27 protein-coding genes and 1 pseudogene are annotated in these 24,902 nt (G+C 70.1%); 8 read left to right on the top strand and 20 right to left on the bottom strand.

Going from position 1 to position 24,902, the window contains the following annotated elements:
• Positions 1-8: 8 nt before the first annotated feature.
• The 3 genes from ACZ4SA_RS17045 to ACZ4SA_RS17035 are packed head-to-tail and all read right to left on the bottom strand — an operon-like array spanning position 9 to position 1,666.
• Positions 9-737 carry an NADH-quinone oxidoreductase subunit C gene (locus ACZ4SA_RS17045; protein ID WP_468274937.1) on the bottom strand — a complete coding sequence of 243 codons (729 nt, stop codon included), beginning with the start codon at positions 735-737 and terminating at the stop codon, positions 9-11.
• Positions 734-1,288 (bottom strand): NuoB/complex I 20 kDa subunit family protein, encoded by a 555-nt coding sequence (locus ACZ4SA_RS17040; RefSeq protein ID WP_468274935.1) that lies wholly within the window; start codon positions 1,286-1,288, stop codon positions 734-736. Before ACZ4SA_RS17040 ends, ACZ4SA_RS17045 begins: the two co-directional genes overlap by 4 nt.
• Positions 1,289-1,306: 18 nt before the next feature.
• Positions 1,307-1,666 carry an NADH-quinone oxidoreductase subunit A gene (locus ACZ4SA_RS17035; protein ID WP_003974383.1) on the bottom strand — a complete coding sequence of 120 codons (360 nt, stop codon included), beginning with the start codon at positions 1,664-1,666 and terminating at the stop codon, positions 1,307-1,309.
• 721 nt (positions 1,667-2,387) lie between these two features.
• Here ACZ4SA_RS17035 and ACZ4SA_RS17030 point away from each other — a divergent pair.
• On the top strand, positions 2,388-3,206 hold the full coding sequence (locus tag ACZ4SA_RS17030) for a C40 family peptidase (RefSeq protein ID WP_468274932.1): 819 nt from the start codon (positions 2,388-2,390) through the stop codon (positions 3,204-3,206).
• A gap of 189 nt (positions 3,207-3,395) precedes the next feature.
• Positions 3,396-4,187 (top strand): class I SAM-dependent methyltransferase, encoded by a 792-nt coding sequence (locus ACZ4SA_RS17025; protein ID WP_468275128.1) that lies wholly within the window; start codon positions 3,396-3,398, stop codon positions 4,185-4,187.
• 21 nt (positions 4,188-4,208) lie between these two features.
• On the opposite strand, the gene ACZ4SA_RS17020 is transcribed toward ACZ4SA_RS17025, so the two are convergent.
• Entirely contained in the window at positions 4,209-4,739 is a 531-nt protein-coding gene (locus ACZ4SA_RS17020) for a GNAT family N-acetyltransferase (RefSeq protein ID WP_468274930.1), read from the bottom strand.
• Between the two features lie 35 nt (positions 4,740-4,774).
• Positions 4,775-6,061, bottom strand: coding sequence for a geranylgeranyl reductase family protein (locus ACZ4SA_RS17015; RefSeq protein WP_468274928.1), 1,287 nt, complete (start codon positions 6,059-6,061; stop codon positions 4,775-4,777).
• Between the two features lie 116 nt (positions 6,062-6,177).
• Between ACZ4SA_RS17015 and ACZ4SA_RS17010 the strand changes: the two genes are divergently transcribed.
• The gene (locus tag ACZ4SA_RS17010) at positions 6,178-6,705 is read left to right on the top strand and encodes a GNAT family N-acetyltransferase (RefSeq protein WP_468274925.1); all 528 of its coding nucleotides are present in this window, start codon (positions 6,178-6,180) and stop codon (positions 6,703-6,705) included.
• Here ACZ4SA_RS17010 and ACZ4SA_RS17005 read toward each other — a convergent pair.
• The 4 genes and pseudogenes from ACZ4SA_RS17005 to ACZ4SA_RS16990 all read right to left on the bottom strand — a co-directional run bounded on the left by ACZ4SA_RS17005 (position 6,692) and on the right by ACZ4SA_RS16990 (position 11,040).
• Complete coding sequence (locus ACZ4SA_RS17005; protein ID WP_468275147.1) at positions 6,692-9,091, bottom strand: hypothetical protein; 2,400 nt, start codon at positions 9,089-9,091, stop codon at positions 6,692-6,694. The two genes, ACZ4SA_RS17010 and ACZ4SA_RS17005, sit on opposite strands and share 14 nt — an antisense overlap.
• 90 nt (positions 9,092-9,181) lie before the next feature.
• Positions 9,182-9,250, bottom strand: a pseudogene (locus ACZ4SA_RS17000) (zinc-ribbon domain-containing protein); the annotation flags it as partial.
• Between the two features lie 154 nt (positions 9,251-9,404).
• Positions 9,405-10,337 (bottom strand): glutaminase, encoded by a 933-nt coding sequence (locus ACZ4SA_RS16995; RefSeq protein ID WP_468274922.1) that lies wholly within the window; start codon positions 10,335-10,337, stop codon positions 9,405-9,407.
• A 7-nt stretch (positions 10,338-10,344) separates the two neighbouring features.
• A complete protein-coding gene (locus tag ACZ4SA_RS16990) occupies positions 10,345-11,040 on the bottom strand; it encodes a demethylmenaquinone methyltransferase (RefSeq protein WP_468274920.1) in 696 nt (231 codons plus the stop codon).
• Between the two features lie 238 nt (positions 11,041-11,278).
• On the opposite strand from ACZ4SA_RS16990, the gene ACZ4SA_RS16985 reads away from it, so the two are divergent.
• Both ACZ4SA_RS16985 and ACZ4SA_RS16980 read left to right on the top strand, forming a co-directional pair.
• Positions 11,279-11,779, top strand: a complete 501-nt coding sequence (locus tag ACZ4SA_RS16985) for a SigE family RNA polymerase sigma factor (RefSeq protein ID WP_468275125.1) — start codon at positions 11,279-11,281, stop codon at positions 11,777-11,779.
• Positions 11,780-11,787: 8 nt separating this feature from the next.
• Positions 11,788-12,639 carry a hypothetical protein gene (locus ACZ4SA_RS16980; protein ID WP_468274917.1) on the top strand — a complete coding sequence of 284 codons (852 nt, stop codon included), beginning with the start codon at positions 11,788-11,790 and terminating at the stop codon, positions 12,637-12,639.
• A gap of 28 nt (positions 12,640-12,667) precedes the next feature.
• Here ACZ4SA_RS16980 and ACZ4SA_RS16975 read toward each other — a convergent pair whose 3' ends face one another.
• The 4 genes from ACZ4SA_RS16975 to ACZ4SA_RS16960 all read right to left on the bottom strand — a co-directional run bounded on the left by ACZ4SA_RS16975 (position 12,668) and on the right by ACZ4SA_RS16960 (position 17,167).
• Positions 12,668-13,267, bottom strand: coding sequence for an imidazolonepropionase-like domain-containing protein (locus ACZ4SA_RS16975; RefSeq protein WP_468274915.1), 600 nt, complete (start codon positions 13,265-13,267; stop codon positions 12,668-12,670).
• A 7-nt stretch (positions 13,268-13,274) separates the two neighbouring features.
• Positions 13,275-14,474 (bottom strand): cyclic dehypoxanthinyl futalosine synthase, encoded by a 1,200-nt coding sequence (mqnC, locus tag ACZ4SA_RS16970; protein ID WP_468274911.1) that lies wholly within the window; start codon positions 14,472-14,474, stop codon positions 13,275-13,277.
• A 75-nt stretch (positions 14,475-14,549) separates the two neighbouring features.
• On the bottom strand, positions 14,550-16,247 hold the full coding sequence (locus ACZ4SA_RS16965) for a serine/threonine-protein kinase (protein WP_468274910.1): 1,698 nt from the start codon (positions 16,245-16,247) through the stop codon (positions 14,550-14,552).
• A gap of 26 nt (positions 16,248-16,273) precedes the next feature.
• The gene (locus tag ACZ4SA_RS16960; protein WP_468274907.1) at positions 16,274-17,167 is read right to left on the bottom strand and encodes a menaquinone biosynthetic enzyme MqnA/MqnD family protein; all 894 of its coding nucleotides are present in this window, start codon (positions 17,165-17,167) and stop codon (positions 16,274-16,276) included.
• Between the two features lie 295 nt (positions 17,168-17,462).
• On the opposite strand from ACZ4SA_RS16960, the gene ACZ4SA_RS16955 reads away from it, so the two are divergent.
• Complete coding sequence (locus tag ACZ4SA_RS16955; RefSeq protein WP_003967102.1) at positions 17,463-17,666, top strand: cold-shock protein; 204 nt, start codon at positions 17,463-17,465, stop codon at positions 17,664-17,666.
• A gap of 172 nt (positions 17,667-17,838) precedes the next feature.
• On the opposite strand, the gene ACZ4SA_RS16950 is transcribed toward ACZ4SA_RS16955, so the two are convergent.
• The 6 genes from ACZ4SA_RS16950 to ACZ4SA_RS16925 form a co-directional block, all read right to left on the bottom strand.
• Positions 17,839-18,516: a TetR/AcrR family transcriptional regulator gene (locus ACZ4SA_RS16950; protein WP_468274904.1), complete on the bottom strand. Its 678-nt coding sequence runs from the start codon at positions 18,514-18,516 to the stop codon at positions 17,839-17,841.
• 264 nt (positions 18,517-18,780) lie between these two features.
• Positions 18,781-20,163 (bottom strand): dicarboxylate/amino acid:cation symporter, encoded by a 1,383-nt coding sequence (locus tag ACZ4SA_RS16945; protein ID WP_468274901.1) that lies wholly within the window; start codon positions 20,161-20,163, stop codon positions 18,781-18,783.
• A 362-nt stretch (positions 20,164-20,525) separates the two neighbouring features.
• Entirely contained in the window at positions 20,526-20,870 is a 345-nt protein-coding gene (locus ACZ4SA_RS16940) for a DUF4229 domain-containing protein (protein WP_468274898.1), read from the bottom strand.
• 14 nt (positions 20,871-20,884) lie between these two features.
• Positions 20,885-21,409 (bottom strand): GNAT family N-acetyltransferase, encoded by a 525-nt coding sequence (locus tag ACZ4SA_RS16935; RefSeq protein ID WP_468274896.1) that lies wholly within the window; start codon positions 21,407-21,409, stop codon positions 20,885-20,887.
• 76 nt (positions 21,410-21,485) lie between these two features.
• Positions 21,486-22,649 (bottom strand): aminofutalosine synthase MqnE, encoded by a 1,164-nt coding sequence (gene mqnE / locus ACZ4SA_RS16930; protein ID WP_468274894.1) that lies wholly within the window; start codon positions 22,647-22,649, stop codon positions 21,486-21,488.
• Positions 22,650-22,698: 49 nt separating this feature from the next.
• Complete coding sequence (locus ACZ4SA_RS16925) at positions 22,699-23,154, bottom strand: Lrp/AsnC family transcriptional regulator (protein ID WP_356638607.1); 456 nt, start codon at positions 23,152-23,154, stop codon at positions 22,699-22,701.
• Between the two features lie 142 nt (positions 23,155-23,296).
• On the opposite strand from ACZ4SA_RS16925, the gene ACZ4SA_RS16920 reads away from it, so the two are divergent.
• On the top strand, positions 23,297-23,431 hold the full coding sequence (locus ACZ4SA_RS16920) for a hypothetical protein (RefSeq protein ID WP_403856450.1): 135 nt from the start codon (positions 23,297-23,299) through the stop codon (positions 23,429-23,431).
• On the opposite strand, the gene ACZ4SA_RS16915 is transcribed toward ACZ4SA_RS16920, so the two are convergent.
• Positions 23,428-24,090, bottom strand: a complete 663-nt coding sequence (locus tag ACZ4SA_RS16915; protein ID WP_468275122.1) for a UbiX family flavin prenyltransferase — start codon at positions 24,088-24,090, stop codon at positions 23,428-23,430. The two genes, ACZ4SA_RS16920 and ACZ4SA_RS16915, sit on opposite strands and share 4 nt — an antisense overlap.
• Before the next feature lie 109 nt (positions 24,091-24,199).
• Here ACZ4SA_RS16915 and ACZ4SA_RS16910 point away from each other — a divergent pair, with 109 nt between their 5' ends.
• A complete protein-coding gene (locus ACZ4SA_RS16910; protein ID WP_468274892.1) occupies positions 24,200-24,814 on the top strand; it encodes a rhomboid family intramembrane serine protease in 615 nt (204 codons plus the stop codon).
• The last annotated feature ends 88 nt before the right edge of the window (positions 24,815-24,902 follow it).

Raw genomic sequence — 24,902 nt, 5'->3', positions numbered from 1 at the left:
TGGGGTGGTCACGAGTACGACCTCCGCTGGTCCGGAGCCGGGATCTGGGCGCCCTTGTACTCGACGGCGATACCGCCGAGGGAAACGTCCTTGCGCTGCGGGAAGCCCTGCCAGTCGTCCGGCATCATGATCCGGGTGAGGGCGGGGTGGCCGTCGAAGACGAGCCCGAAGAAGTCGTAGGTCTCGCGCTCGTGCCAGTCGTTGGTCGGATAGACCGCGACCAGGGACGGGATGTGCGGATCGCGGTCCGGGGCGGAGACCTCGAGCCGGATCAGCCGGCCGTGGGTGAGCGAGCGCAGGTGGTAGACGGCGTGCAGCTCGCGGCCTTTGTCCTCGGGGTAGTGCACTCCGCTGACCCCGGTGCACAGCTCGAAGCGCAGCGCCGGGTCGTCGCGGAGGGTCCTGGCGACCTGCAGCAGGTGCTCGCGCGCGATGTGGAAGGTCAGCTCCCCGCGGTCGACGACCGTCTTCTCGATGGCGTTCTCCGGGAGGAGTCCCTGCTCCTCCAGTGCGCCCTCGAGCTCGTCGGCGACCTCGTCGAAGTATCCGCCGTAGGGGCGGGACGAGGGGCCCGGCAGGCGTACGGAGCGTACGAGCCCACCGTAACCGGACGTATCCCCTCCGTTGTTGGCGCCGAACATGCCGCGCTGGACGCGGATCTCCTCGCCGTGCTCACCGCGCTGTCCGGGGAGATTCTGCTCGGAGAGTTCCTTCTCCGGGTTCGGCTGGTCCGTCATCGCAGCAGCCCCTTCATCTCGATCGTCGGGAGCGCCTTGAGGGCCGCCTCCTCCGCCTCGCGGGCCGCTTCCTCCGCGTTCACGCCGAGCTTGGAGCTCTGGATCTTCTGATGGAGCTTGAGAATCGCGTCCAACAGCATCTCGGGGCGCGGCGGGCAGCCCGGCAGATAGATGTCGACGGGGACGACGTGATCAACGCCCTGCACAATTGCGTAATTGTTGAACATTCCACCCGATGACGCGCAAACCCCCATGGAAATGACCCACTTGGGGTTGGGCATCTGGTCGTAGACCTGGCGCAGGACGGGCGCCATCTTCTGGCTCACCCGCCCGGCCACGATCATCAGATCGGCCTGGCGCGGTGAGCCGCGGAAGACCTCCATGCCGAAGCGGGCCAGGTCGTACCGGCCGGCGCCGGTCGTCATCATCTCGATGGCGCAGCAGGCCAGGCCGAAGGTCGCAGGGAAGACGGATGACTTGCGCACCCACCCCGAGGCCTGTTCGACGGTGGTCAGCAGGAAACCGCTCGGCAGCTTCTCTTCGAGTCCCATGGTGTGCCCCTCAGCCCCTCAGTCCCATTCCAGGCCGCCGCGCCGCCATACATACGCGTAGGCGACGAAGACGGTGAGCACGAAGAGCAGCATCTCCACGAGCCCGAAGATCCCCAGGGCGTCGAAGGTGACGGCCCAGGGATAGAGGAAGACGATCTCGATGTCGAAAATGATGAAGAGCATCGCCGTCAGGTAGTACTTGATCGGGAAGCGACCGCCTCCGGCGGGCGTCGGAGTGGGCTCGATGCCGCACTCGTACGCTTCGAGCTTTGCCCGGTTGTACCGCTTGGGGCCGATAAGCGTGGCCATGACCACGGAGAAGATCGCAAACCCTGCCCCGAGGGCGCCGAGCACAAGGATGGGCGCGTAAGCATTCACCCTCCTCGCTCCTTCCAGTCGTCCTTGACCGTTGGACCGCACCGGGCAACCGTCTCGCCGCCTCGAAGGCGGTGCCCGACCCCGAAGATCACGCTCGAAGATCGTGCACATGTGAGGCAGTTCACAAGCCCGACTGCTGCGCATCCTATGCCTGTCGGTCTGTGATCTGCGACACGGGGTCGATGATCGAGTTTGTGATCTCCACCACCCGACGAAGGATCATGAAGCCGGATGAGCGGTGATCTTCATACGCGAAGCTCCCGAGTGGTCACCAGACGTGACATCCGGAGCCGTTACCGCTGGTCGGAGCCACTGCGCTCTACCAAGCCGTGACGCATGCAGGCAAATTGGAGATGGACCGCATCGGGTGATATTGGACGGCGGGTCACTCGACAGGGGGATCGGGCGGATCACGATGGACGCGTGCGCGTATTCACGAGCTCCCGGGCGGCGGGACGTTGACCATTCTGTGACCTGCACCACTCACTCAAGAGTTCAACAAAAGCGGGCTTGGCCAACGACGTAAGGGGGTGGTAAGCCTCCGGCAATTCGGACCTTTTACGGAAAGCCTATGATCACAGCCCTGATCATGACTGTCCGCTTTGCCCGTTACGGCGTCAATAAGGGTCCATCCAGAGCGGATTCACAGCTTCCGGCCGCAACTGTGGCGCAACACACGTTTCTTGAAGGGAACCGTGAAGCCCTGATAGCGGTTGTACTCATGTCCCACACCGCTCACATACCCAGCCACCGGAAGCCCCGCCGCAGCGCCTCGAAAATGGCGATACGCGCCGGAGTTGCCGGTGGCTTCCTCAGCACCATCGCGGTGGCCGGTGCCGCCGGGCCGGCGAACGCCGAGCCGGTGACCGAGACCATCGAGATGCCCCTTCTCACCGCCGACGCCGGGGGCGCGGTCGCGCAGTCCGCCGAGGCCACCCAGCAGGTCGCCCTCGACCTCGAGGCCCAGGCGCAGCTCCGGGCCCAGCAGGACGCCGCCGCGGCCAAGGCCGCGAAGGCCGCCAAGAAGGCCAAGGCCGAGGCGGACCGCGAGGCGGAGGCCAAGGAGAAGGAAGAGGCGAAGAAGCGCGCCGAGGCTGCCGCCAAGGAGCGCGCCTCCCGCGACTCCGAGCGCACCTCGCTCTCCGCCTACAGCTCCACCAGCACCTCCACCAGCACCTCCGCGAGCGGCTCTGCCGGGGCCGTCGTCGCCTTCCTCAAGGCCCAGCTCGGCGACGCGTACATCATGGGCGCCACCGGCCCCAACGCCTGGGACTGCTCCAGCCTGGTCCAGGCCGCCTACCGCACCGTCGGCATCGACCTCCCGCGGGTCTCGCAGGACCAGTCCCTGGCCGGTACCCAGGTCGGCACGTCCAACCTTCAGGTCGGCGACATCCTGTACTGGGGCGGCGCCGGCTCCGCGTACCACACGGGTGTCTACATCGGTAACGGTCAGTACCTGGACGCCGCCAACCCCAGCAAGGGCGTCGTCATCCAGGATCTCTCCGGTTACCCGGCGAGCGGCGCCGTGCGCGTCCTCTGACGTCCCCTCAGTGCCTGGAAGGGCCGTCGCTCCCTCGGGGGAAGCGACGGCCCTTCGCCGTTTCCGGCGCGATGCGCCGACGGCTCCGGGCCCTGCCGGGCCGGCCGCCGAGGTGCGGAGCCCAGGCGGACCGTGCCGTCCGTGGTTAGCATCCGAGAGGGGCAGCCCACGGACGACACGGAGGCCGTCATGCAGCACACACCCGCATCCCGCCTGTCGACGAACCGCTCACGGCTGGGCCACAAGGTGGGGTACGCGCTGCGGCACCCCCGTCGCGTACTGCCCTATCTGCGGCGCGCGGGGCGGGACTGCTGGCTGCGGCTGCGCCACCGCGGCGGGCACGTCGCCTACTACCGGGCGGTGATGGCGTCGGACACCGCGAAAAGCCCGGAGGCCGCGGTGGGTGGCGGGCCGTCGCACGACCGCTGGCTCGCCATCGGCCGGATGCAGTTCGACTACCTGAGGGAGCACGGGCTGCGGCCGCAGGACCGGATGCTGGAGATCGGCTGCGGCAACCTCCGGGCCGGATGGCGGTTCATCGACCACCTGGAGCCCGGCCACTACTACGGGGTCGACATCTCGCCGGACATCCTCATCGAGGCCAAGAAGACCCTCGTCCGCTACGGCCTCCAGCACAAGCTGCCGTATCTGACACCCGTGGAGAACCTGACGCTGGACTTCCTGCCCGACGCGTCGTTCACGGTCGTGCACGCGCACAGCGTCTTCTCGCACTCGCCACTGGAGGTCATCGACGAATGCCTCGGACACGTCGGACGCGTGCTGGCGCCCGGCGGCTTCTTCGATTTCACCTACGACCGCACGGAGACGCGCGAGCACCAGGTACTGGGCGAGGACTTCTACTACCGCACCGAGACCCTAACCCGGCTGGCCGCGCGGCATGGTCTCGTGGCCCGCTTCATGGACGACTGGGAGCTTCTGCCGCACGGACAGTCGAAACTCCGCGTCACCCACGCCGTCTGATCCGCGGGGGCATCGGCATGGTCAGGGGCGCGGGGGGCCGTCGTGCAGGATCCGCTGGAACAGGCGGTGATCGCGCCACTCGCCGTCGATGTGCAGGTAGCGCGGTGCCGTGCCGATGAGCTCGAAGCCGCACCGTTCGAGCACCCGCTGCGAGCGGACGTTCTCCGGCAGTGTGCCGGCTTCGACGCGGTGCAGGCCCAGCGCCTCCGTTGCCATGCCGCACACCTGCCGCACGGCCGCGGTCGCCAGACCGCGGCCCTGGTGTCCGGCGGCCGTCCAGTAGCCGAGGTGGGCACCGCAGAACGGGCCCAGGACGATGCCGCTGAGCGTGATCGTCCCCACGACGCGCCCGTCGTCGGCCTCGAGCAGCCAGGGGACCAGACGGCCGTCCTCGTACTCGCGCAGCCGTTCGCCGAGGCGGTGGGCCTGGCCCTCGACGGTGAAGAAGTCGCCGTCGCGGCGGGGCTCCCAGGGTGCCAGGTGTTCCCGGTTCGCCGCGTATGCCGCGCACAGCGCCTCTGCGTCGCCGGGTGACGCGATGCGAAGCACCACACCGCCAGGGAGCCCGGAGGTGAGCCGATCGGGCTTCACGCCTTCGGGGCCGCCTTCGAGAGCCCGTTGATGATGCGGTCCATCGCGTCACCGCCCGACGGGTCGGTCAGGTTCGCCAGCATCTTCAGCGTGAACTTCATCAGCATCGGGTGGGTCAGACCGCGCTGCGTGGCGATCTTCATGACCTTCGGGTTGCCGATCAGCTTCACGAAGGCGCGGCCGAGTGTGTAGTAGCCGCCGTAGGTGTCCTTGAGGACCTTCGGGTAGTGGTGCAGGGCCAGTTCGCGCTGGGCGGGGGTCCGGCGGGCGTGCGCCTGCACGATGACGTCGGCGGCGATCTGGCCGGACTCCATGGCGTAGGCGATGCCCTCGCCGTTGAACGGGTTGACCAGTCCGCCCGCGTCGCCGACGAGTAGCAGGCCCTTGGTGTAGTGGGGCTGGCGGTTGAACGCCATGGGCAGGGCTGCCCCGCGGATCGGGCCGGTCATGTTCTCGTCGGTGTAGCCCCAGTCCTCCGGCATCGACGCGCACCATGCCTTGAGGACCTCGCGCCAGTCCAGCTCCTTGAAGGAGGCGGAGGTGTTGAGCACGCCGAGGCCGACGTTGGACGTGCCGTCGCCCATGCCGAAGATCCAGCCGTAGCCGGGCAGCAACCGGTCCTCGCCCGGACCACGCCGGTCCCACAGCTCCAGCCACGACTCCAGGTAGTCGTCGTCGTGGCGCGGGGAGGTGAAGTACGTACGGACCGCGACGCCCATGGGACGGTCCTCGCGCCGGTGCAGGCCCATGGCGAGGGAGATACGGGAGGAGTTGCCGTCCGCCGCGACGACGAGCGGGGCGTGGAAGGTGACCGGGGTCTTCTCCTCGCCGAGCTTGGCGTGCACGCCGGTGATCCGGCCGGTGCGGTCGTCGATGACGGGCGCGCCCACGTTGCACCTCTCGTGCAGCCGGGCACCCGCCTTCTGCGCCTGCCGCGCCAACTGCTCGTCGAAGTCGTCGCGCTTGCGTACCAGGCCGTAGTCCGGGTACGAGGCGAGATCCGGCCAGTCGAGCTGGAGCCGCACACCGCCCCCGATGATCCGCAGGCCCTTGTTGCGCAGCCAGCCGGCCTCTTCCGAGATGTCGATCCCCATGGAGACCAGCTGCTTGGTGGCGCGCGGGGTGAGTCCGTCGCCACAGACCTTCTCTCGCGGAAAGGCGGTCTTCTCCAGCAGCAGTACGTCCAAGCCGGCCTTGGCCAGGTAGTACGCGGTGGTGGAGCCGGCCGGGCCTGCCCCGACGACGATCACATCGGCAGTGTGCTCGGTGAGGGCTTCGGTCACGGCGGCTTCTCCCGAGGATTCGATTCGATGTTGCGCTGCGATATTGCGTACCGAACGGCACAGGACGTGTGCAGTCTATGGTGACGTACCGATCAACCGACCGAAGGGCTCCGTCTATGACCAGCAGGCCGCTTCCCGTCATACAGCTGCGCGTCCCCACCGACGAGGACGCCCTGGCCTGGCACCGGGTCTTCGACGACCCGGAGGTCATGGAGTTCCACGGCGGCAGGTCGGCCGAACTGTCGGTGTACGAAGAGCTCACCGCGCGGCAGCGCAAGCACGACGCCGAGCACGGCTTCTGCCTCTGGACGATGCTCGACGAGGACGGCGAGGTCATCGGCTTCACCGGTGCCCAGCCCTGGCCGCACGACGACTTCGGTCCCGTCGGCGAGATCGAGATCGGCTGGCGGCTGGCCCGGCCCGCGTGGGGCAGGGGCTACGCGACCGCCGCCGCCCGCACCACGCTGGAGCGGGTACGGGCGGCCGGTGTGGCACGGGTGGTGGCGATGGTGAACTCGCGCAACGAGCGCTCCATCGCCGTGACTCGGCGGCTCGGCATGGACCACGCCGAGACCTTCGTCACCGCCTCCCGGCAGGAGGCGTACTGCTTCCGTCTCGAGCTGGGCGCGATCAGCCTGCCCTGAACGTGCTGAGGGCGGTGGAGAACACCTGGTCCTTCGCCGCGTCCCAGTTGTCGGCGCGGCCGGCGGCGAGAATCGCGTACTCGGTGCCGTCGGCGGCGACGAAGGCCTGGTCGATGATGTGGCGCCTGCTGTCGCTCTCGTCGGGCTCGGGAATGTGGGTGAACTCCCAGACAGCCCCGGGCCGTCCCTGGTAGGTGTTCTCCTCCATCCGCACCCGCCTGTAATCGCTCCCGGTGTTCGCGAGGTGCTTCTTCTCCAGGCCGGCGAAGTTCTCGTACGAGCTCATCGGGGTGTTCTCGACGATCCCGATCTGGAGGTACTCGCCTCCGGTCGGGGCCTCGTAGAAGACCTGGCTGCCGGCCTGCCGGCGTGACCATCCCTCCATCACCGCGACCGTGAAACCGGCCGGGTCCTGCCGCAGCGCGAAGCCGGCCGGGAGCCCGGTGCCGCCTCCGGGGCCGGCCGACGGGCCCGCCGCGCCCTCGGAGGGGGCCGAGCTGGCGGAGGCCGTGGAGGCCGGCGGCTGGGTGGGGGAGGGCGAGAAGGACACCTCCGGGTCGGCTGCAGGGGACCCGCCGGGCGTCTCGACGATCTCGAGCGACGGGGATGCCTGCTCGTCGTTCTTGTCCTGGAGCACCAGCACACCGGCCGTCGCACCGCCGCCGACGACAAACGCGGCGGTGAGGGTGACGGCCCATACGACGGCGCGGCGCCGGCCACCGTCGGGGGCGGGTGACTCGTTGTAGGCGCCGACGGCCAGCGGCGGGTGCGGCTGGGGCTGTGGCACGTACGGTCCGGGAGCGTAGGGGGCGGCGGCCCCGTCGACGGCGGTGGGCGTGGCGACGGGCACGGGTTCCGCAGGGGTGCCCTCCGGCGCGGGGACAGACCCGGCCGAACCCGGGCCGGGCACGGCGTGCGAACCCGGACCGGCAGGCGCACCGGAACCTGCGGCGGCACCCGGACCGAAGGCCGGGCCGGCGGGTGAACCGGCCTCGACAGGCGTGCCCGGGGCTGCGGGCGCGTACGGGTGGGGGCCGGCGCTGCCGGTCGGCGGCAGTCCAGGGGCGGACCACCCCGGCGGGGGCGCGACGCCGGGCGCGGACCCGGCGCCCACCAGGCGCAGCAGCAGCGGCCCGAGCAGCACCGCGGCGCCCAGCCACAGCAGACCGAACAGCAGCATGTCCGGGATGCTCGGGGCAGCCGCTGTCGTGCCCCTGCCTCCGAAGTCGCCCAGGCCGCCCGCCAGTTCGAAGGAGACCCCGCTCAACCCGGTGAACAGCAGGACGAGTCCCAGCGCGAAGGTACCCGTCAGCGCCTGCTCGCGGCGCTCGGCGGAGCGGCGCGCCGCTGCCAGGCCGAAGATCAGCGCGCACACGACACCCAGCACCAGGACACCGGCCACCGCGCTGCCGCCCCACTCGTCGGAGATCTCCCCGAGCCCGACGCTGCCGCTCTCGGTGCCGGAGCCGAGCGAACCGACACTGCCCCTGAAGTTGTACTCGACGGGTGCGCCCCAACTCAGCCCGAGCACCGCGAATCCGATGTTGGGCAGGACCGGCAGGGCGATCAGCAGCGCCGTGCCGTCGACGTCGTCGGTGTTGGCGTACACGGCGAAGCCGACGAGGGAGCACAGGGCGACCACCAGGCACAGTGCGCGGACCGCCGTGCCCAGGGCGCGGACCGTCGACAGGGCGGCGGGGTGCTGCGCGAGGCGTCCCGCAAGGGCGTCGCGCTGGAGCACCCCTGCGCTGACGGCCAGCGAAAGGGCGAGGGCTCCGAGCGCGGCGAGCACGGGCGAGGAGGAGACCTCCACACCCACGATCTCGGGCTGCGCGAACAGGCCGAGAACCAGCACCACGCCCGTCACCAGTACGGAGAGGCGCACGGCGGCCTCCAGGCCCTCGCCCCGGGCGCGCAGCGTCCGCGCGCCCAGCCAGAGCGCCGCGATCCACAGCACGGTCACCGTCAGCGGTACGAGCGAGAGCGATGCCGCTCCCTGTGCGAAGTCCTCCGCACCGGAACCGTAACCGGAGCCGAAGCCGTAGCCGGACCAGTAGCCGGAACCGGAGCCGTAGCCGGACCCGAAGTCCGGGTCGCCGGGGCCGATTTGCGAAGGCCCTGCCGCCGACAGTTCGAAGCCGCCGCCGAAGCCCTGCAACAGCATGGCGAGCGCTATGCGCAGCCGGTCGCTCCAGCCGACGACGACCTCGTCACCCTGCCCGTACGAGGGGACGGCCAGCGCCGTCGCGAGCACGAGCAGCAGTCCGGTGGGCCAGAGCGCGGCCTTGGCGGACGACAGCCAGTCGCCCCGGAAGACGCGGCCGAGGAAGGCCCCGACGGGCGAGGGCTGCACGAGGCCGGGCCCGTAGGCCGGAGGGGGCGGCATCGCAGGAGCAGGAGGCTCTTCCGGCGCCACCAAAGGAGGAGGAGGAGGAGGCTCTTCCGGCACCACCGGCCCTTCCGGCAGCCGCTCCTTCCCGCATCTCATGCAGAAGCGCGCCTCATCCGGGGATGGGGTGCCGCAGTGCTGGCAGTACGACGCCATGGGGTGACTCCGAAACGGCAGGCAGGACGGGGAGCTGGTCGTGAACAAGGAAGATGCTCGTGGACACGGGAAGATGTCGTAGACAACTGACACATCTTCACCACCGGCCGGTTCCCGTCAACTCGCCCTCCCCGCCCGGGCAGTGGCGCGGACCTCAGAACACGGAAAGACCCGTCAGCGTCGTGAAGCGGTCCAGCGCCGCCACGCCCGCCACCGAGTTGCCGCGCGCGTCCAGCCCGGGGCTCCATACGCACAGCGTGCAGCGCCCCGGCACGACCGCCACGATCCCGCCGCCGACTCCGCTCTTGCCGGGCAGACCGACTCGGTAGGCGAAGTCGCCGGCCGCGTCGTAGGTGCCGCAGGTGAGCATCACGGCGTTGATCTGCTTGGCCTCGCTGCGGGTCAGCAGCCGGGAGCCGTCGGCGCGCAGCCCGTGCCGAGCCAGGAAGCGGGCCGCCAGCGTGAGATCGGCGCAGCTCATCTCGATCGAGCACTGCCAGAAATAGTGGTCGAGCAGCATCGGCACGGGATTGCCGATGTTGCCGTATGAGGCCATGAAGTGGGCGAGGGCGGCATTGCGGTCGCCGTGCGCGGACTCCGATTCGGCGACCTCCGGGTCGAAGGCCAGCCCCGGGTTGCCACTCTCCTGCCGCAGGAATTCCAGCAGCTCGCTGCTCGCGTCGCCGGTGAGGGTCTGGAGCCGGTCGGTGACGACGAGCGCGCCCGCGTTGATGAACGGGTTGCGCGGGATCCCGTTCTCGTACTCCAGCTGCACCAGCGAGTTGAACGGGTTGCCGGAGGGTTCGCGGCCGACGCGTTCCCACACGCTGGCGTCGTCGGCGGCCAGCACGAGCGCGAGGGTGAAGACCTTGGTGATCGACTGCACGGAGAAGGGGTGTTGCCAGTCCCCCACTCCATACACCTTGCCGCTGACGTCGGCGACGGCCATGCCGAAGCACCCCGGGTCGACACCGGCGAGGGCCGGGATGTACTCGGCGGGGGTGCCGCTGCCGACCAGCGGGGCGACGTCGTCGGCGATCTGCTCGAGGACCGCCTGGTAGTCGACGGCGATTCCTGCGTGTTCCACGGGGCTCCTACCGCGGCTTGGTACCGCGGTGCAGTGCCACGATGCCGCCTGTCAGGTTGCGCCAGGCGACCTTGGACCAGCCGGCCTGCTGGAGCCGGCCCGCCAGCGCCGACTGGTCGGGCCAGCCCTGGATCGACTCGGCGAGGTAGACGTACGCGTCGGGGTTGGACGAGACGGCGCGGGCCACCGGCGGCAGCGCGCGCATCAGGTACTCCTCGTACACGGTCCGGAACGGCCCCCAGGTGGGGTGCGAGAACTCGCAGATCACCACGCGGCCGCCGGGCTTGGTCACCCGGTACAGCTCGCGCAGCGCCGCGTCCGTGTCCTGCACGTTGCGCAGGCCGAAGGAGATGGTCACGGCGTCGAAGACGTCGTCGGCGAAGGGCAGCTTCGTCGCGTCGCCCGCGGTGAGCGGCAGCCAGGGGTTGCGCTTCTTGCCCTCGCGCAGCATCCCGAGCGAGAAGTCGCAGGGCACGACGTACGCGCCGGTGGCCGTGAAGGGCAGCGAGGAGGTGCCGGTGCCCGCGGCGAGGTCGAGGACCTTCTCCGCCGGGCGGGCGTCCACCGCCTTCGCGACCTCCTTGCGCCACAGCCGGGCCTGGCCGAGCGAGATCACATCGTTGGTGAGGTCGTACTTCGCCGCCACGTCGTCGAACATGGAGGCGACTTCGTGCGGCTGCTTTTCCAGGGAGGCTCGGGTCACGGACCCATTGTGCAACCCGGCCCGCTCCCGGACGGACCAGGGTGCGGCCCCGCCGCGCTGGAACCGCGTTCCATGCCGTGTGCCAGACCGGTCGCCATGCCGGTCGCCAGGCAGATCGTCACGCCGGTCGCTGTGCCTGTTGCCATGAACGCGCACGCAACCTTTTCCGCCCGGCGACGCTCAAGGAACGGTTGACAGCGGGGAACGGATGATCATCACCACGGAGGGGCGGGCGCCGATGCCACCCGACAGCGAGCACGACTTCGAGGCATTCGCCCGGGCGAGCCAGCACAGGCTCTACCGGACCGCGTATCTGCTGAGCGGCAACGCCGAAGCGGCACGCGATCTCACCCAGACGACCCTCGCCAAGCTGTTCCAGCACTGGCGGCGGGTGGCCGCCGCCGATCACCCCCACGCGTACGCGAAGACCGTACTGACACGGACCTTCCTCTCCGAGCGGCGCCGCAGCCTGCGGGACCTGATGGCCCACAGACACGTCGACACACCGCCCCCGCCCCGCCGCACCGAGCTGCGGGTGACGCTGCTGACCGCGCTGTCCACGCTGCCGCCGCGCAGCCGGGCCATGGTCGTCCTGCGCTACTGGGAGGACCTGAGCGTGGAGGCGGTCGCCACCTTGATGCGGTGCAGCGAAGGCACGGTCAAGAGCCAGTGTTCACGCGCGCTCTCGCGGCTCCGCAGTGAGCTGGGCGAGGCAGAGATCTACACATCGGAGAGGTGAGGAACGCCATGCACGACCAGGAACACACAGAGGACCGGACCGTCCTGCTGGTCCGGGACGCCATGGACCGTGCGTCCGACGACCTCCCCCCGCTGCCCGACCTCGTCGGCCCCGCCCTCACCGAGGGGCGTCGCCGCAGGTTCCGCACGCGGCTGGCGATCGCCTCCGGTTTGCTCACCGTCGCGGCGATCGGCACGGCCGGGGCCGTGGCGGGCCTGCCCGGAGGCGGGCATACGGCACCGGCGGCGCCGGCCGCCACGGTCTCGCCGTCCCCGCCGCACCCCTCGACCGTCTCGCCCGCCCCGTCGTTCCCGCCGATCCACATCGAGCCCTCCCCGGGGGAGAAGTCGATGGCGGATCTGCCGGAGGCGGAGCGGGCACGTCAGGAGGGTTTCCAGCAGCAGGCCGTCGGCGTCCTGCAGGAGCTCCTGCCCGAGGGCATCGGCACCGTGCAGCGGACGGACCTCGACGTGACGCGGTACCAGGTGACGAAGGGCGAGAAGGAGTTCGTTCTGATCTTCTCGGTCCGCCCCGGTGATCCGAGCCGCTCGCAGAAGCCGTGCCTCGACGCCGTCAAGGACATGGTGTGCAAGAAGGCGACGCTGCCGGGCGGGATCGAGGCCGAGGCGACCACCGCGCCCATGAACTCCGGCGAGGTCACCGGGACCTGGGTGAGCTTCCACTACGGCAGCAGCGACGTGTCACTGTGGCTGAACCCGCACGACGCGTCGAACACCTCTGCCCCGGTCACCAACGACCAGTTGCTGGCCGTCGCCGCCGACCCCGCCTTCCTCGACCTCATCCGGGTCGCGGACGAACGGCCGATGGAGGAGAAGCAGACGTCGATCCCGGGCGGCTGACGTCCCGGAGCGAGGACGCTCGGCGCGGCTACCTGCGTCGGTGGACCAGACGGCCGCCGAGGACGGTGGCCACACAGGTCGAGGCCCCGCGCCGCACCAGCTCGGCCCGGTCCGGCACGTCGAAGACGGCGAAGCGGGCGGGACCGCCCGCGACCAGGCCCGGCAGCAGGACGAGCGGCACCGGCGAGAAGGACGGCGGCCCCGGCAGGACCGCCGGGCGCCGGCCGACGGCGAGCCCGGCCCGGCGCACGGCGTCCAGGGCGGGCCGTCCGCGCAGCTCACCCGCGATGGCGACCGTTCCGTGCGCCAGCAGCTGCTGGACACCGCGGCGCGCGCTGGCGCCCCGCCGTGCACTGTCGGCGCGGAAGATGGCCTGCGCACGCTCCCCGGTGATCGGCCCGGTGCCGAACGCGTCGGCCTCGCGCGGGTCCGGGTGGTAGGTGCCTTCGAGCAGCTCGGGCCCGTACGGGTTGAGCAGCCCGGGGGTGAGGATGCCGGGCCACCGGCGCACCCGCGCCTGCGGGTGCGCGGCGGACAGTTCGCGGTACGGGCCGACGGCGGCGATGTGCGCGCCGTCGACCAGAACGGCGAGTTCGGGCGAGGCCTCGGCGACGTGGATCGTCAGCACGGTCGCGTCAGTTCGCGGGGAGCAGCTTCAGCTCGGGGTGGGCCGTTCCGCCCTCGATCGCGGTGGACGAGAGATGGGAGACGACGCGCTCGTCGACCGGGTCGTCGGCCGGGTCGTCGTGCACGACGATGTGCTCGTACGTCGTCGTCCGCTGCGCCGGGACGCGGCCCGACGTGCGGATCAGGTCGATGATCTCCTGGCGGTTGGAGCGGTGCTTGGCGCCCGCCGAGGAGACGACGTTCTCCTCCAGCATGATCGAGCCGAGGTCGTCCGCGCCGTAGTGCAGCGACAGCTGGCCGATCTCCTTGCCCGTGGTCAGCCACGAGCCCTGGATGTGGGCGACGTTGTCGAAGAAGAGCCGGGCGATCGCGATCATCCGCAGGTACTCGAAGATCGTGGCCTGGGTGCGGCCCTTGAGGTGGTTGTTCTCCGGCTGGTACGTGTACGGGATGAACGCCCGGAATCCGCCGGTCCGGTCCTGTACGTCGCGGATCATCCGCATGTGCTCGATGCGCTCGGCGTTGGTCTCGCCCGTGCCCATCAGCATGGTGGAGGTGGACTCCACGCCCAGGCCGTGCGCGATCTCCATGATCTCCAGCCACCGCTCGCCGGATTCCTTGAGCGGTGCGATCGCCTTCCGCGGCCGCTCGGGCAGCAGCTCGGCGCCGGCGCCCGCGAAGGAGTCGAGCCCGGCGGCGTGGATGCGCGAGATCGCCTCCTCGACGGACACCTTGGAGATCCGGGCCATGTGCTCGACCTCGGACGCGCCGAGCGAGTGGATCACCAGCTGCGGGAACGCCTTCTTGATGGCGGCGAAGTGCTCCTCGTAGTACTCGACGCCGTAGTCCGGGTGGTGGCCGCCCTGGAACATGATCTGCGTGCCGCCGAGCTCGACGGTCTCCGCGCAGCGGCGCAGGATGTCGTCGAGGTCGCGGGTCCAGCCCTTCGCCGTGTCCTTCGGCGGGGCGTAGAAGGCACAGAACTTGCACGCCGTGACACACACGTTGGTGTAGTTGATGTTGCGCTCGATGATGTACGTCGCGATGTGCTCCGTACCGGCGTAACGGCGCTTGCGGACGGCGTCGGCCGCCGCGCCCAAGGCGTGCAGAGGGGCGGAGCGGTAGAGCTCGAGCGCCTCCTCCGGGGTGATCCGGCCGCCTTCGGCGGCACGGTCCAGGACGGGCTGAAGATCGGCCTTCTCGGTCACCGGGCGTCACCCTTCGGCGGTTTTCTGCTGGTTCCACGGACCGAGCCAGGCTACGCCACCGCCCGGGCCGGGCCGTCAGCCGGTCTTCTTCGTGAGCGTCGCGGTCGGGCGGCCCGCGGCGTCCTCGTGCGACTGGTAGCGCAGCGTCCCGTCACCGGCGAGCGTGAGGTCCAGGAGCGCGTCGCCGCCGGTGCACGGGCCCCGCGAGGCCCGTTCGGTGTCCGTGCGTTCCTCGATCCGCAGCTTGCGGGCGGTACTGCCGGCGGCAAGCCTGCCGACGCCGTGGCACTCCACGGTCACCCTCGGCACGGAGAGCGAGTTGGTCGTACGGACGACGTCCTCGCCCTTCTTCCCCTCGGTGACCGTGACCGTGAGCGTGCCGTGCGGCAGGCCGGTCCGCTCGAACGCCGGGCCGCTCCAGGTGCCGACGAACCCCTTGGGCACCTCGTCGACCGGCTCGGCACCGCCGGCGGCCGGCGGTGACTTGGAGGCCGTCGCGGAGGGCGGGGGCTGGGCCCCGACGTCGCCCTTGTCCGCGTCGGCGCCGCCGTTCCGCCAGGTGTCGAGGAGGACCCCGGCGCCGACGGTGACGGCGGCGAGGGCGCCCGCGACGGTGAGCGCGAGGGTGCAGCTGATCCTCCGGCCACCACCCGCGGAGAACGAGAGGCCGCCTCCGGACGGCTGTGCCGGACCCGGCTGCGGCGGGGTGCCCGCCGCGCCGCCGGGCTGCGGCCCCCATGCTGCAGGGGCCTCCGCCGGCGTACCCGGGTCGACCGGCGGTCCGAAGACGCCGACGGCGGGGCTGCTGAACGCCACGGGCCCCGACGCGTCCGGCTCGGCGGCCGCAGCGGGATCCGGCTCGGGCCCGGTCGGCAGTGGCGACGGCGAGGAGTCCAGGTGCAGCAGTTCCACGGCCGCGCGGCTGATCTCCTCGACCAGTGGCCCCGGCAGCCACCCGGCCGACCCCGCCGGTCCGGCCGCCAGCCGGTCCGCCACCTCGTCCGGGGCGGGCCGGGCGGCCGGGTCCTTGGCCAGACACGCGGCGGCCAACTCGCGCAGCTTGCCCTCGATCGATCCGAGTTCGGGTTCCTCGTGCACCACCTTGTAGAGCAGCGCGGCGGAGGAGTCACCGGCGAAGGGAGCGGTGCCGGTCGCCGCGTACGCGAGGACCGCGCCGAGCGAGAAGACATCGGCGGCGCCGGTGACGCCCTTGCCGAGGATCTGCTCGGGAGACATGTAGCCCGGCGATCCGACGGACACACCGGTGGAGGTGAGGGATGCGGCGCCGTCCGTGGCGCGGGCGATCCCGAAGTCGATCAGCCGTGGGCCCTCGAGGGTCAGCAGCACGTTGGACGGCTTCACGTCCCGGTGCACGAGCCCCAGCGCGTGCACCGCGGTGAGCGCCCTCGCCAGGCCGAAGCCGAGCACGCGGACCGACGCGGCGGGCAGCGGCCCGTGTTCGACAACCGCCTGGGAGAGGGCGGGGCCCGCGACGTAGCCGGTCGCGACCCACGGCACGGGCGCGTCCGGTTCGGCGTCCAGGACGGGTGCGGTCCATTCCACACCGACCCGCCGCGCCGCCTCCACCTCGCGCCGGAACCTGGCCCGGAACTCGCTGTCGAGCGCGAAATGCGGATGGACGACCTTGACGGCCACGGTGCGCCCACCGGCGCTGCGGCCCAGGTAGACACGTCCCATCCCGCCCGCGCCGAGCCTGCCCAGCAACCGGTACGCGCCGATGCTGCGCGGCTCTCCCGGATCCAGCGGCTGCATCCACCCTCCCCCGTTCGGCCCCAAGACTAGGACCACGAAGGGGCGTTGTGACCAAGAAGCTCGACTGTCACGTCCGCGGGGAAGCCGGTCGTCGGTCCGGTCCGGCGGGCGAACTCCCGCACACCGGCGAGCTGGTCCGGCCCGAAGCGGAAGTCGAGCGTCGTGAAGTACCGCTCCAGCAGTTCCGCGTCGAAGGCCTCCCAGCGGGCCGCCTGCTCCGCGACCTTGCCGACCTCTTCCAGGGACACGTCCCGCGAGGCGAGGAAGGCCTCGTGCACCTTGCGCACCACGACGGGCTCGCGGGCCAGGTAGTCCTTGCGCGCCGCCCACACGGCGAAGACGAACGGCAGCCCGGTCCACTCCTTCCACATCCGGCCGAGGTCGTGGACCTGCAGCCCGAGGCGGGGAGCGTCGTGCAGCGACGCCCGCAGCGCGGCGTCGCCGATGAGGACGGCCGCTTCGGCCTCCTGCATCATCACGCCGAGGTCGGGCGGGCACGTGTAGTAGACGGGAGCGACCTTGTACTGCTCGGCCAGCAACAGCTCGGCGAGGCGCACCGAGGTGCGGGAGGTCGAGCCGAGCGCCACCCGGGCCCTGTCGAGCTGGTCCAGCGGCAGCTTCGACACGATCACGCAGGACATCACCGGGCCGTCGCAGCCGACGGCCAGGTCTGGGAAGGCGACGAGATCGTCGGCGTTGCGCAGGAATTCCACGAGCGTGACGGGCGCGATGTCGAGTTCGCCCCGCACCAGCCGCTCGCTGAGCTTTTCCGGGGTGTCCTTTGTCAGTTCGAGATCGAGGAGAGTGCCGGTCCTCGCAAGGCCCCAGTAAAGGGGGAGACAGTTGAGGAACTGGATGTGACCGACGCGCGGCCGGCTGGGACGGAGGTCGGTTGCTGTGCTTTCTCCAAGGCTGTCCACATCGTGAGGCTAGACCTGCCCGCCGGGCTCTCCCCCGCCGGGGGCTCCGGCAACCTCGGCGCCCCCCGCCCGAGCTGGGCCTTCGATCAGCTGAACGGGTGCTGTCAAACGTCCGGGTGACGTGATCTTTCCCTCTACCGCTGCGCAGACGGTGCGTGCTAGGCTCGCCGCAAGTTGCAGTTTGGTTTCCCTTGCAGTACAGAGCCTGCGGAGCATGTAACCCGCAGGCTTTTGTAGTTTTCAGACTTCTTGCAGGTTCTGGAGCAGGGCAACCCTTTGGCCCATAGGAGGGCTTATGGCTACCGGAACCGTCAAGTGGTTCAACGCTGAAAAGGGCTTCGGCTTCATCGCCCAGGACGGCGGCGGCCCGGATGTCTTCGTCCACTACTCCGCGATCAACGCGTCCGGGTTCCGCTCCCTCGAGGAGAACCAGGTCGTGAACTTCGACGTCACCCAGGGTCCGAAGGGCCCGCAGGCGGAGAACGTCACCCCGGCCTAGTCAGCCGCGGGTCGGCGATCGCGCACGACTCAGCAGTACCCAAGGAGCCCCGCCCCGTACGGTCTCGTACGGGGCGGGGCTCCTGCCTTTTCCGGCTCGACGGCGAGTCCCTCTGCGACGGCCGTCGCAGAGGGACTCGATCTCCGCCTCGGTGGCCGGCAGCCGGGCCGCCTCAGCGGGAGGACCAGCGCTCCCCGTCCATGAGGCCGCCGAGGCCGGTCCACGCGAAGTTCATCAGCAGGCCCGCAGCCTCCTTCGCCGACATCCCACCCGAGTCGTTCGACCACCCGGCGAGCGACTCGGCAGCCCCCACGAGAGCCTGCGCCAGCCCCTCGATGTCACGGTCGGCCAGCTCGCCGCTGCGGTGCGAACCCGCCGCCCTCGGCGCGGGGAGCGCCCCCTGACGGGCCGCCGCGCCGATCAGGACGGTCACGAACGCGGCGATCTCCTCCCGCATCTTCGAGACCTCCGCGGCGAACGGCTCCCCGTGCGTACGCGCCTGGCGGTGCAGCACGGACCAGCCGTCGGGATTCTCCTGGGTGTGCCGGAAGAACGCCTCCAGCCCCGCCCACAGCTGCTGGTCCGCCGTCAGCCCCGGCTGGATCGCTGCCTGCACGGCCTCGGTGAGCCGCTGCGCCTCACGCCTGATGCACGCGGTGAACAGCTCCTCCTTGGAGTTCAGGTACAGGTACACCAGGGGCTTGGAGACGCCGGCGAGCTCCGCGATCTCGTCCATCGAGGCCGCGCGGTAGCCGCGTTGCCCGAAGGTGTGCACGGCGGCGTCCATCATCTGCTGCTCGCGCACGGCGCGCGGCATGCGCTTGGCCCTCACGCCCTTCACAGCACTCATGTCAGTGTTCCTCCCGCCCCACGCCCTTACTCGGCAGTAAGCGTACGACCCTGGCAGATGACTGCGTCATGGCGGCGTTCATGGCCCGCATTAAGGTGCAGCCCGCGGGGCGGGGTCAACCGGCAACGACGGGTCTCGGCCGGATCGGCTCGGGGCGGCGAGCACGGCTGCGGACAGGTGTCCTGCCCGCATGCCGTGGGCCCCTCCCCGCGAAAGGGGAGGGGCCCACGGTCCTGTGCGCCGGCCGCTGTCGCGGCGGACCGGCTACGCGGAGACAGGCACCGCGACCTTCGGCTCCGCGCCCACGGCGGCGGAGTCGGCGGCCGGGTCGGCGTCGACCTCGGCGCTGTCGATCGGCGACGACGTGGCGGCGTTGTACGCGTCGCGGTCGAGGATCTGTTCGCGGGCCGCGACGATGACCGGAACCAGCGCCTGGCCCGCGACGTTCGTGGCGGTGCGCATCATGTCCAGGATCGGGTCGATCGCCATCAGCAGACCCACGCCCTCCAGCGGCAGGCCCAGCGTGGAGAGGGTCAGGGTCAGCATGACGGTCGCGCCGGTCAGGCCGGCCGTAGCGGCGGAGCCGACGACGGACACGAACGCGATGAGCAGGTAGTCCTGGATGCCGAGCTGGACGTCGAAGATCTGCGCGATGAAGATCGCGGCGAGTGCCGGGTAGACGGCGGCGCAGCCGTCCATCTTGGTGGTGGCCCCGAACGGGACCGCGAAGCTCGTGTAGTCCTTCGGCACGCCGAGGCGCTCGGTGACCCTCTGGGTGACCGGCATGGTGCCGACCGAGGAGCGGGAGACGAACGCCAGCTGGATGGCGGGCCAGGCGCCCCTGAAGAACTGGATCGGGTTGACCTTGGCGACGGTCGCCAGCAGCAGCGGGTAGACGCCGAACAGCACCAGGGCGCAGCCGATGTAGACGTCTGCGGTGAACGTGGCGTACTTGCCGATCAGTTCCCAGCCGTAGTCGGCGATGGCGAAGCCGATGAGGCCGACGGTGCCCATGGGCGCAAGGCGGATGACCCACCACAGGGCCTTCTGGAGCAGTTGGAGCACCGACTCGCTGAGGGCGAGGATCGGCTTGGCGCGGTCACCGAGTCCCAGGGCCGCGACACCGGCGACGGCGGCCATGAAGACGATCTGGAGCACTTCCAGTTCGGTGAACGGCGTGATGATGTCCGTCGGGACGATGCCGGTGAGGAAGTCGATCCAGCTGCCGGAGTTCTCCGGCTTCTGACCGTCCTGGGGCGTCAGTCCGGTGCCCGCGCCGGGGTTGGTGAGCAGGCCCAGCGCCAGGCCGATCGCGACCGCGATCAGCGAGGTGATCATGAACCACAGCAGTGTCCGCGTGGCCAGCCGGGCGGCGTTGTTGACCTTCCGCAGATTGGTGATCGACACCAGGATCGCGAAGAAGACGAGCGGCGCGACGGCCAGCTTGAGCAGCTGGACGAAGATCGAGCCGATCTGGTCCAGGGTGGTCTTCAGCCAGCCGATGTCCTGGCTGCGGGCTAGCCAGCCGAGCAGGACACCGAGGGCCAGACCGGCGACGATCTGGGCCCAGAAGGGAACCTTGGGTATTCGGGAACCGGAACCGGGCTGCTGGCCGGCGGCAGGGGCGGACGCGGTGGTCGCGGACACGGACGCACTCCAGTGATGGCGTGTGGGGAAGAACAGGGGACGGGGGTGCGGCGCCCGGGCGCGCGAAGGCGCGGTGCCGCAGTGTGATGCCGGGTTGCGCGGAGGACTACCGGCAACAGACCGCGGACATACAGCGGCACAGGTCGACATGCAGGCGCGCCACGAGCGGGGTGCTCGCGGCGTCGGAGGGGCGCACTGCTGTCGTCATGCGGAACACGTTAACACTTCAACTTATGGAACCTCAAAGCTGCCCTTTGGGCTCCAGCCTTCCCCTGTCCGGACGCGATCCGGAACGGCGCCGGCGGGCGGCGCCACCGTGGCGTCTGCCCCGGCCCGAGCCGGCTTGATGCCGGCGCGCGGACCTACCGGGTCGCGCCGTCCTCCTGGGTGCGGTTCGCGTCCAGGCGGGCCTTGACCCGGTCCACCTTGGGCGCGATCTGCTCGGACATCGCGTCGCGCTGCTTGCGCAGCAGGACGAAGCTGAGCGGCGCGGACATCACGAGGGCGAGCAGGACGACCCACACGAAGTTGGAGTCGCCGAGACCCTTGGGCAGGATGCCGACCTGCACGAGTCCGAGGACGGCGACGAAGCAGCCGACGAAGATCGTCAGTCGCAGTGCGGTGTACCGGATCACGGCACTCGTCCTTGCAGCGGGCACGGCGGGCCTTCTTCCTTCTGCGGCTTGGATGCCCGTCCAGTGAAGCATGCCGCGCAAACCGGTCAGCCGAGGGGCAGCAGCATGATGATGTCGTCGCGGTCGTCGCCGTCCGCGACCCTGATCGCGCCGGGCACCCGTCCGACTTCCTTGTAGCCGCAGGCGGCGTAGAAGCGGTCGGCGCCCGTGCCGCCGCGGCAGGTGAGCCGTATCGCCTCGATGCCGTCGAGGCCGCCGGCGGCCTCTGCCACGGCGGCCATCAGGTCGCGCCCGTAGCCCTTGCCCTGGTGCCTGGGGTGGACCATCACCGTGTAGAGCCAGACCCAGTGCGTCATCAGCCGGTGGGTGTTGTGCGCGAGGAACGCGGTGGCCGCGATGTCGCCGCGCTCGTCACGGCCGACGAGCAACCGCATCCGGCCTTCCGCGATGGCCGTGAGGTGCTTGCGCCACTCCGGCCGGATCTGCTCGGCCGTCACCGGCGGGACGAAGCCGACCGCCCCACCTGCGTTGCTGACGTCCGTCCAGAGGGCGATGACGCCGTCGCGCAGGTTGTTTCCGCCGGGCGGGTCGAGTTCGAAGGTGAGGGCCATGGAGGCAGGGTAGAAGACGAGAACCCGGGCTCGAGCCGGGGTTTCGCAGTTCGGGACGGGGCGGACCCCCGCCTCCTCAGACGCGCATGGGCTGCGGCGACTCGCGGCGGTCGGCGTCGGGGCCCGGGTACTCGCGGATGATCTCGTAGCGGGTGTTGCGCTCCACGGGGCGGAAGCCAGCGTCGCGGATCAGGTCGAGCAGATCGTCGCGGGTCAGCTTGTTCGGCGTGCCGTAGTTGTCCGCGTCGTGCGTGATCTTGTACTCGACGACCGAGCCGTCCATGTCGTCGGCGCCGTGCTGGAGGGCGAGCTGGGCGGTCTGCACTCCGTGCATCACCCAGAAGACCTTGACGTGCGGGACGTTGTCGAAGAGCAGCCGTGAGACGGCAAACGTCTTGAGCGCTTCCGCGCCGGTCGCCATCGTGGTGCGGGCCTGGAGCTTGTTGCGGACCTTGCCGTCCTGCATGTCCACGAAGTCGTGCTGGTAGCGCAGCGGGATGAAGACCTGGAAGCCGCCGGTCTCGTCCTGCAGTTCACGCAGCCTCAGCACGTGGTCGACGCGGTGCCTCGGCTCCTCGATGTGCCCGTACAGCATCGTGGACGGGGTCTTGAGGCCCTTCTCGTGCGCGAGGCGGTGGATGCGCGACCAGTCCTCCCAGTGGGTGCGGTGGTCGACGATGTGCTGCCGGACCTCCCAGTCGAAGATCTCGGCGCCGCCGCCGGTCAGCGACTCCAGGCCGGCTTCGATCAGCTCGTCGAGGATGTCGGACGCCGACATCCCGGAGATCGTCTCGAAGTGGTGGATCTCGGTGGCGGTGAAGGCCTTCAGCGAGACGTTGGGCAGCGCCTTCTTGAGCTCCGAGAGGGAGCGCGGGTAGTAGCGCCAGGGGAGGTTGGGGTGGAGCCCGTTGACGATGTGCAGCTCGGTGAGGTTCTCGCCCTCCATCGCCTTGGCGAGGCGGACGGCCTCCTCGATGCGCATGGTGTACGCGTCCTTCTCGCCCGGCTTGCGCTGGAACGAGCAGTAGGCGCACGACGCGGTGCACACGTTCGTCATGTTGAGATGGCGGTTGACGTTGAAGTGGACGACGTCGCCGTTCTTGCGGGTGCGCACCTCGTGCGCGAGGCCGCCGAGCCATGCCAGGTCGTCCGACCCGTAGAGGGCGATGCCGTCCTCACGGGTCAGCCGCTCACCGGCCCGGACCTTCTCCTCGAGCTCCCGCTTGAGTCCTGCGTCCACTGGGGCCGCCTCCCATACGTCTGCCAATCGGGCTCCGCCAACGGTATCCCTAGGCTTCTTCCGGCAGGTCGCCGACCCGGTTCTCCCACTTGGTGGAGAGCACGATCGTGGTGCGGGTACGGGAGACACCACGCGTCCCCGAGAGCCTGCGGATCGTCTTCTCCAGGCCGTCCACGTCGCTCGCACGCACCTTGAGCATGTACGAGTCGTCGCCCGCGATGAACCAGCAGTCCTCGATCTCCGCCAGGTCCTTGAGTCTGCGCGCGACGTCCTCGTGGTCGGCGGCGTCGGAGAGGGAGATGCCGATCAGGGCCGTGACGCCGAGCCCGAGGGAGGCGGCGTCGACGGTGGCGCGGTAGCCGGTGATGACGCCGGCCGCCTCGAGACGGTTGATGCGGTCCGTCACGGAGGGGCCGGAAAGCCCCACGAGCCGACCGAGCTCGGCGTACGAAGCCCTGCCGTTCTCGCGCAGGGCCTGGATGAGCTGCCTATCCACGGCGTCCATAGACTCAAGCCTTCCATTATTCAGCGATGCCGCAAGTTTACGTGTAGAATCTAAGGCACGCAGGGACGACACCCTGCGATTCATTCAAACGATCACAGTTGATCCCACAGGATCACGATCCATACAGGAGTTGACACTCACCGTGTACACGATCGAGATGGCCTACGCCCACATGCGACAGCTGCAGGAGCTGGCCAACCGCTCGCGTGCCCACCAGCCTTCTGCCGCCCGCAAGGTCGACCGGACCCGCGCGCCGCGCACCGGCAAGAAGCGCTAATCGCCTCCGGAGCCACCACCCAGCTCCCCCTCCCAACGGCGGTACAGCCGATGCGGCACCCCTGCCGCATCGAGCGCCCGCCCCGCGACGAAGTCCACCAGATCCTGGATGTGCGTCGCCCCCGCGTAGAACGCCGGAGAGGCGGGCAGCACCACGGCGCCCGCCTCGTCCAGCGTCACCAGGTGCCTCAGTGTCTGCCCGTTCAACGGCGTCTCCCGTACGGCGACCACCAGAGCGCGCCGCTCCTTGAGCGTCACGCTCGCCGCACGCTGCAGCAGATCCTTCGAGAGCCCGAGTGCCACCCCCGCCACACAGGCGGTGGACGCCGGCACGATCAACATCCCCTTGACCGGGTACGACCCCGACGACGGCCCGGCGGCGAGATCGCCGGCCGCCCAGTGCCGCACGTCCGTCACATCGACGTCGAAGCTGTCCGGCTTCCCGTCGGCTCCCCGGGACAGCCACTGCCGCAGGTCGTCCTGCCAGTGCGCGTCCCTGAAGGCGATACCGGTCTCGTCGAGCAGTGTCAGCCGCGAGGCCCTGCTGACCACCAGGTCCACGCTCTCGCCGGCGGCCAGCAGCCCGCGCAGCACGGCGGCCGCGTACGGCGTACCGGAAGCGCCGGACACCCCCACGACCCAGGGCCGACGACTGTTCACTTGGTTCTGCTCCACACCGTTGAGCCTATCCGGCGCCGCGGACCCGGAACTGAGCAAGGTGGGCGGCACGTTCTGGGAGCAAGGCGTACACACGGCGCAGGGGGCAGCGATGGCGCACACGGAATCCACCCAGTGGACCGGATCCGGCCGGGCAAAGGCCGCGGCCCTGCTCATGCTGGCCTGGGTGGCGCTGCTGTGGGCGCTGGAAGGGATCGACGTGGCCCTGGGCCACTCCCTCGACGCCTACGGCATCGTGGCCCGCGAGCCCGGTGAGCTGGCCGACGTGGTCCCTGCCGCGTTCATTCACTTCGGCTTCGCCCACATCGCCGCCAACAGCGTTCCGCTGCTGATCTTCGGCTTCCTCGCCGCCCTCGGCGGCATCCGCCGCTTCCTCGCCGTGTCACTGATGATCATCCTGGTGTCCGGCCTGGGCGTGTGGCTGTTCTCGCCGTCCGGTGCCAACACGGCCGGCGCGTCCGGTCTCGTCTTCGGCCTCTTCGGCTACCTCGTGGTGCGCGGATTCGTGGAGCGCAACGCGTGGCAGATTGCCGTCGGCCTGGCGGTCGGCGCGATCTGGGGCAGCTCGATCGGGTTCGGCATAGCCCCGACCGACACCGGCGTGAGCTGGCAGGGCCACCTCTTCGGCCTGCTGGCGGGGGTCACGGCGGCATTCCTCTTCCGCCGGCGCACTCCTGCCGGTTCAGGCTGGAGAACCCCGGGCTAGGGCGTGTTTCGAAAGTCCCGCCTGGCCCACGACGCCTGGCACGCACACTCGCTGCGTTGTCGGAGTCATCCAGGTACGTCCAGTACGA

It is taken from the genome of Streptomyces sp. NPDC027962, assembly GCF_055566095.1.
Note: the sequence above shows the minus strand (reverse complement) of the source record. Positions and strands in the feature narration are given on the sequence as shown.

Excerpts from the sequence above, each read along its gene's own strand:
- ACZ4SA_RS17045 (WP_468274937.1), bottom strand. The coding sequence starts at position 737 with ATGACGGACCAGCCGAACCCGGAGAAGGAACTCTCCGAGCAGAATCTC.
- ACZ4SA_RS17040 (WP_468274935.1), bottom strand. The coding sequence starts at position 1,288 with ATGGGACTCGAAGAGAAGCTGCCGAGCGGTTTCCTGCTGACCACCGTC.
- ACZ4SA_RS17030 (WP_468274932.1), top strand. The coding sequence starts at position 2,388 with ATGTCCCACACCGCTCACATACCCAGCCACCGGAAGCCCCGCCGCAGC.
- ACZ4SA_RS17025 (WP_468275128.1), top strand. The coding sequence starts at position 3,396 with ATGCAGCACACACCCGCATCCCGCCTGTCGACGAACCGCTCACGGCTG.
- ACZ4SA_RS17010 (WP_468274925.1), top strand. The coding sequence starts at position 6,178 with ATGACCAGCAGGCCGCTTCCCGTCATACAGCTGCGCGTCCCCACCGAC.
- ACZ4SA_RS17005 (WP_468275147.1), bottom strand. The coding sequence starts at position 9,091 with ATGCCGCCCCCTCCGGCCTACGGGCCCGGCCTCGTGCAGCCCTCGCCC.
- ACZ4SA_RS16985 (WP_468275125.1), top strand. The coding sequence starts at position 11,279 with ATGCCACCCGACAGCGAGCACGACTTCGAGGCATTCGCCCGGGCGAGC.
- ACZ4SA_RS16980 (WP_468274917.1), top strand. The coding sequence starts at position 11,788 with ATGCACGACCAGGAACACACAGAGGACCGGACCGTCCTGCTGGTCCGG.
- ACZ4SA_RS16965 (WP_468274910.1), bottom strand. The coding sequence starts at position 16,247 with ATGCAGCCGCTGGATCCGGGAGAGCCGCGCAGCATCGGCGCGTACCGG.
- ACZ4SA_RS16955 (WP_003967102.1), top strand. The coding sequence starts at position 17,463 with ATGGCTACCGGAACCGTCAAGTGGTTCAACGCTGAAAAGGGCTTCGGC.
- ACZ4SA_RS16950 (WP_468274904.1), bottom strand. The coding sequence starts at position 18,516 with ATGAGTGCTGTGAAGGGCGTGAGGGCCAAGCGCATGCCGCGCGCCGTG.
- ACZ4SA_RS16940 (WP_468274898.1), bottom strand. The coding sequence starts at position 20,870 with ATGCTTCACTGGACGGGCATCCAAGCCGCAGAAGGAAGAAGGCCCGCC.
- ACZ4SA_RS16935 (WP_468274896.1), bottom strand. The coding sequence starts at position 21,409 with ATGGCCCTCACCTTCGAACTCGACCCGCCCGGCGGAAACAACCTGCGC.
- ACZ4SA_RS16925 (WP_356638607.1), bottom strand. The coding sequence starts at position 23,154 with ATGGACGCCGTGGATAGGCAGCTCATCCAGGCCCTGCGCGAGAACGGC.
- ACZ4SA_RS16910 (WP_468274892.1), top strand. The coding sequence starts at position 24,200 with ATGGCGCACACGGAATCCACCCAGTGGACCGGATCCGGCCGGGCAAAG.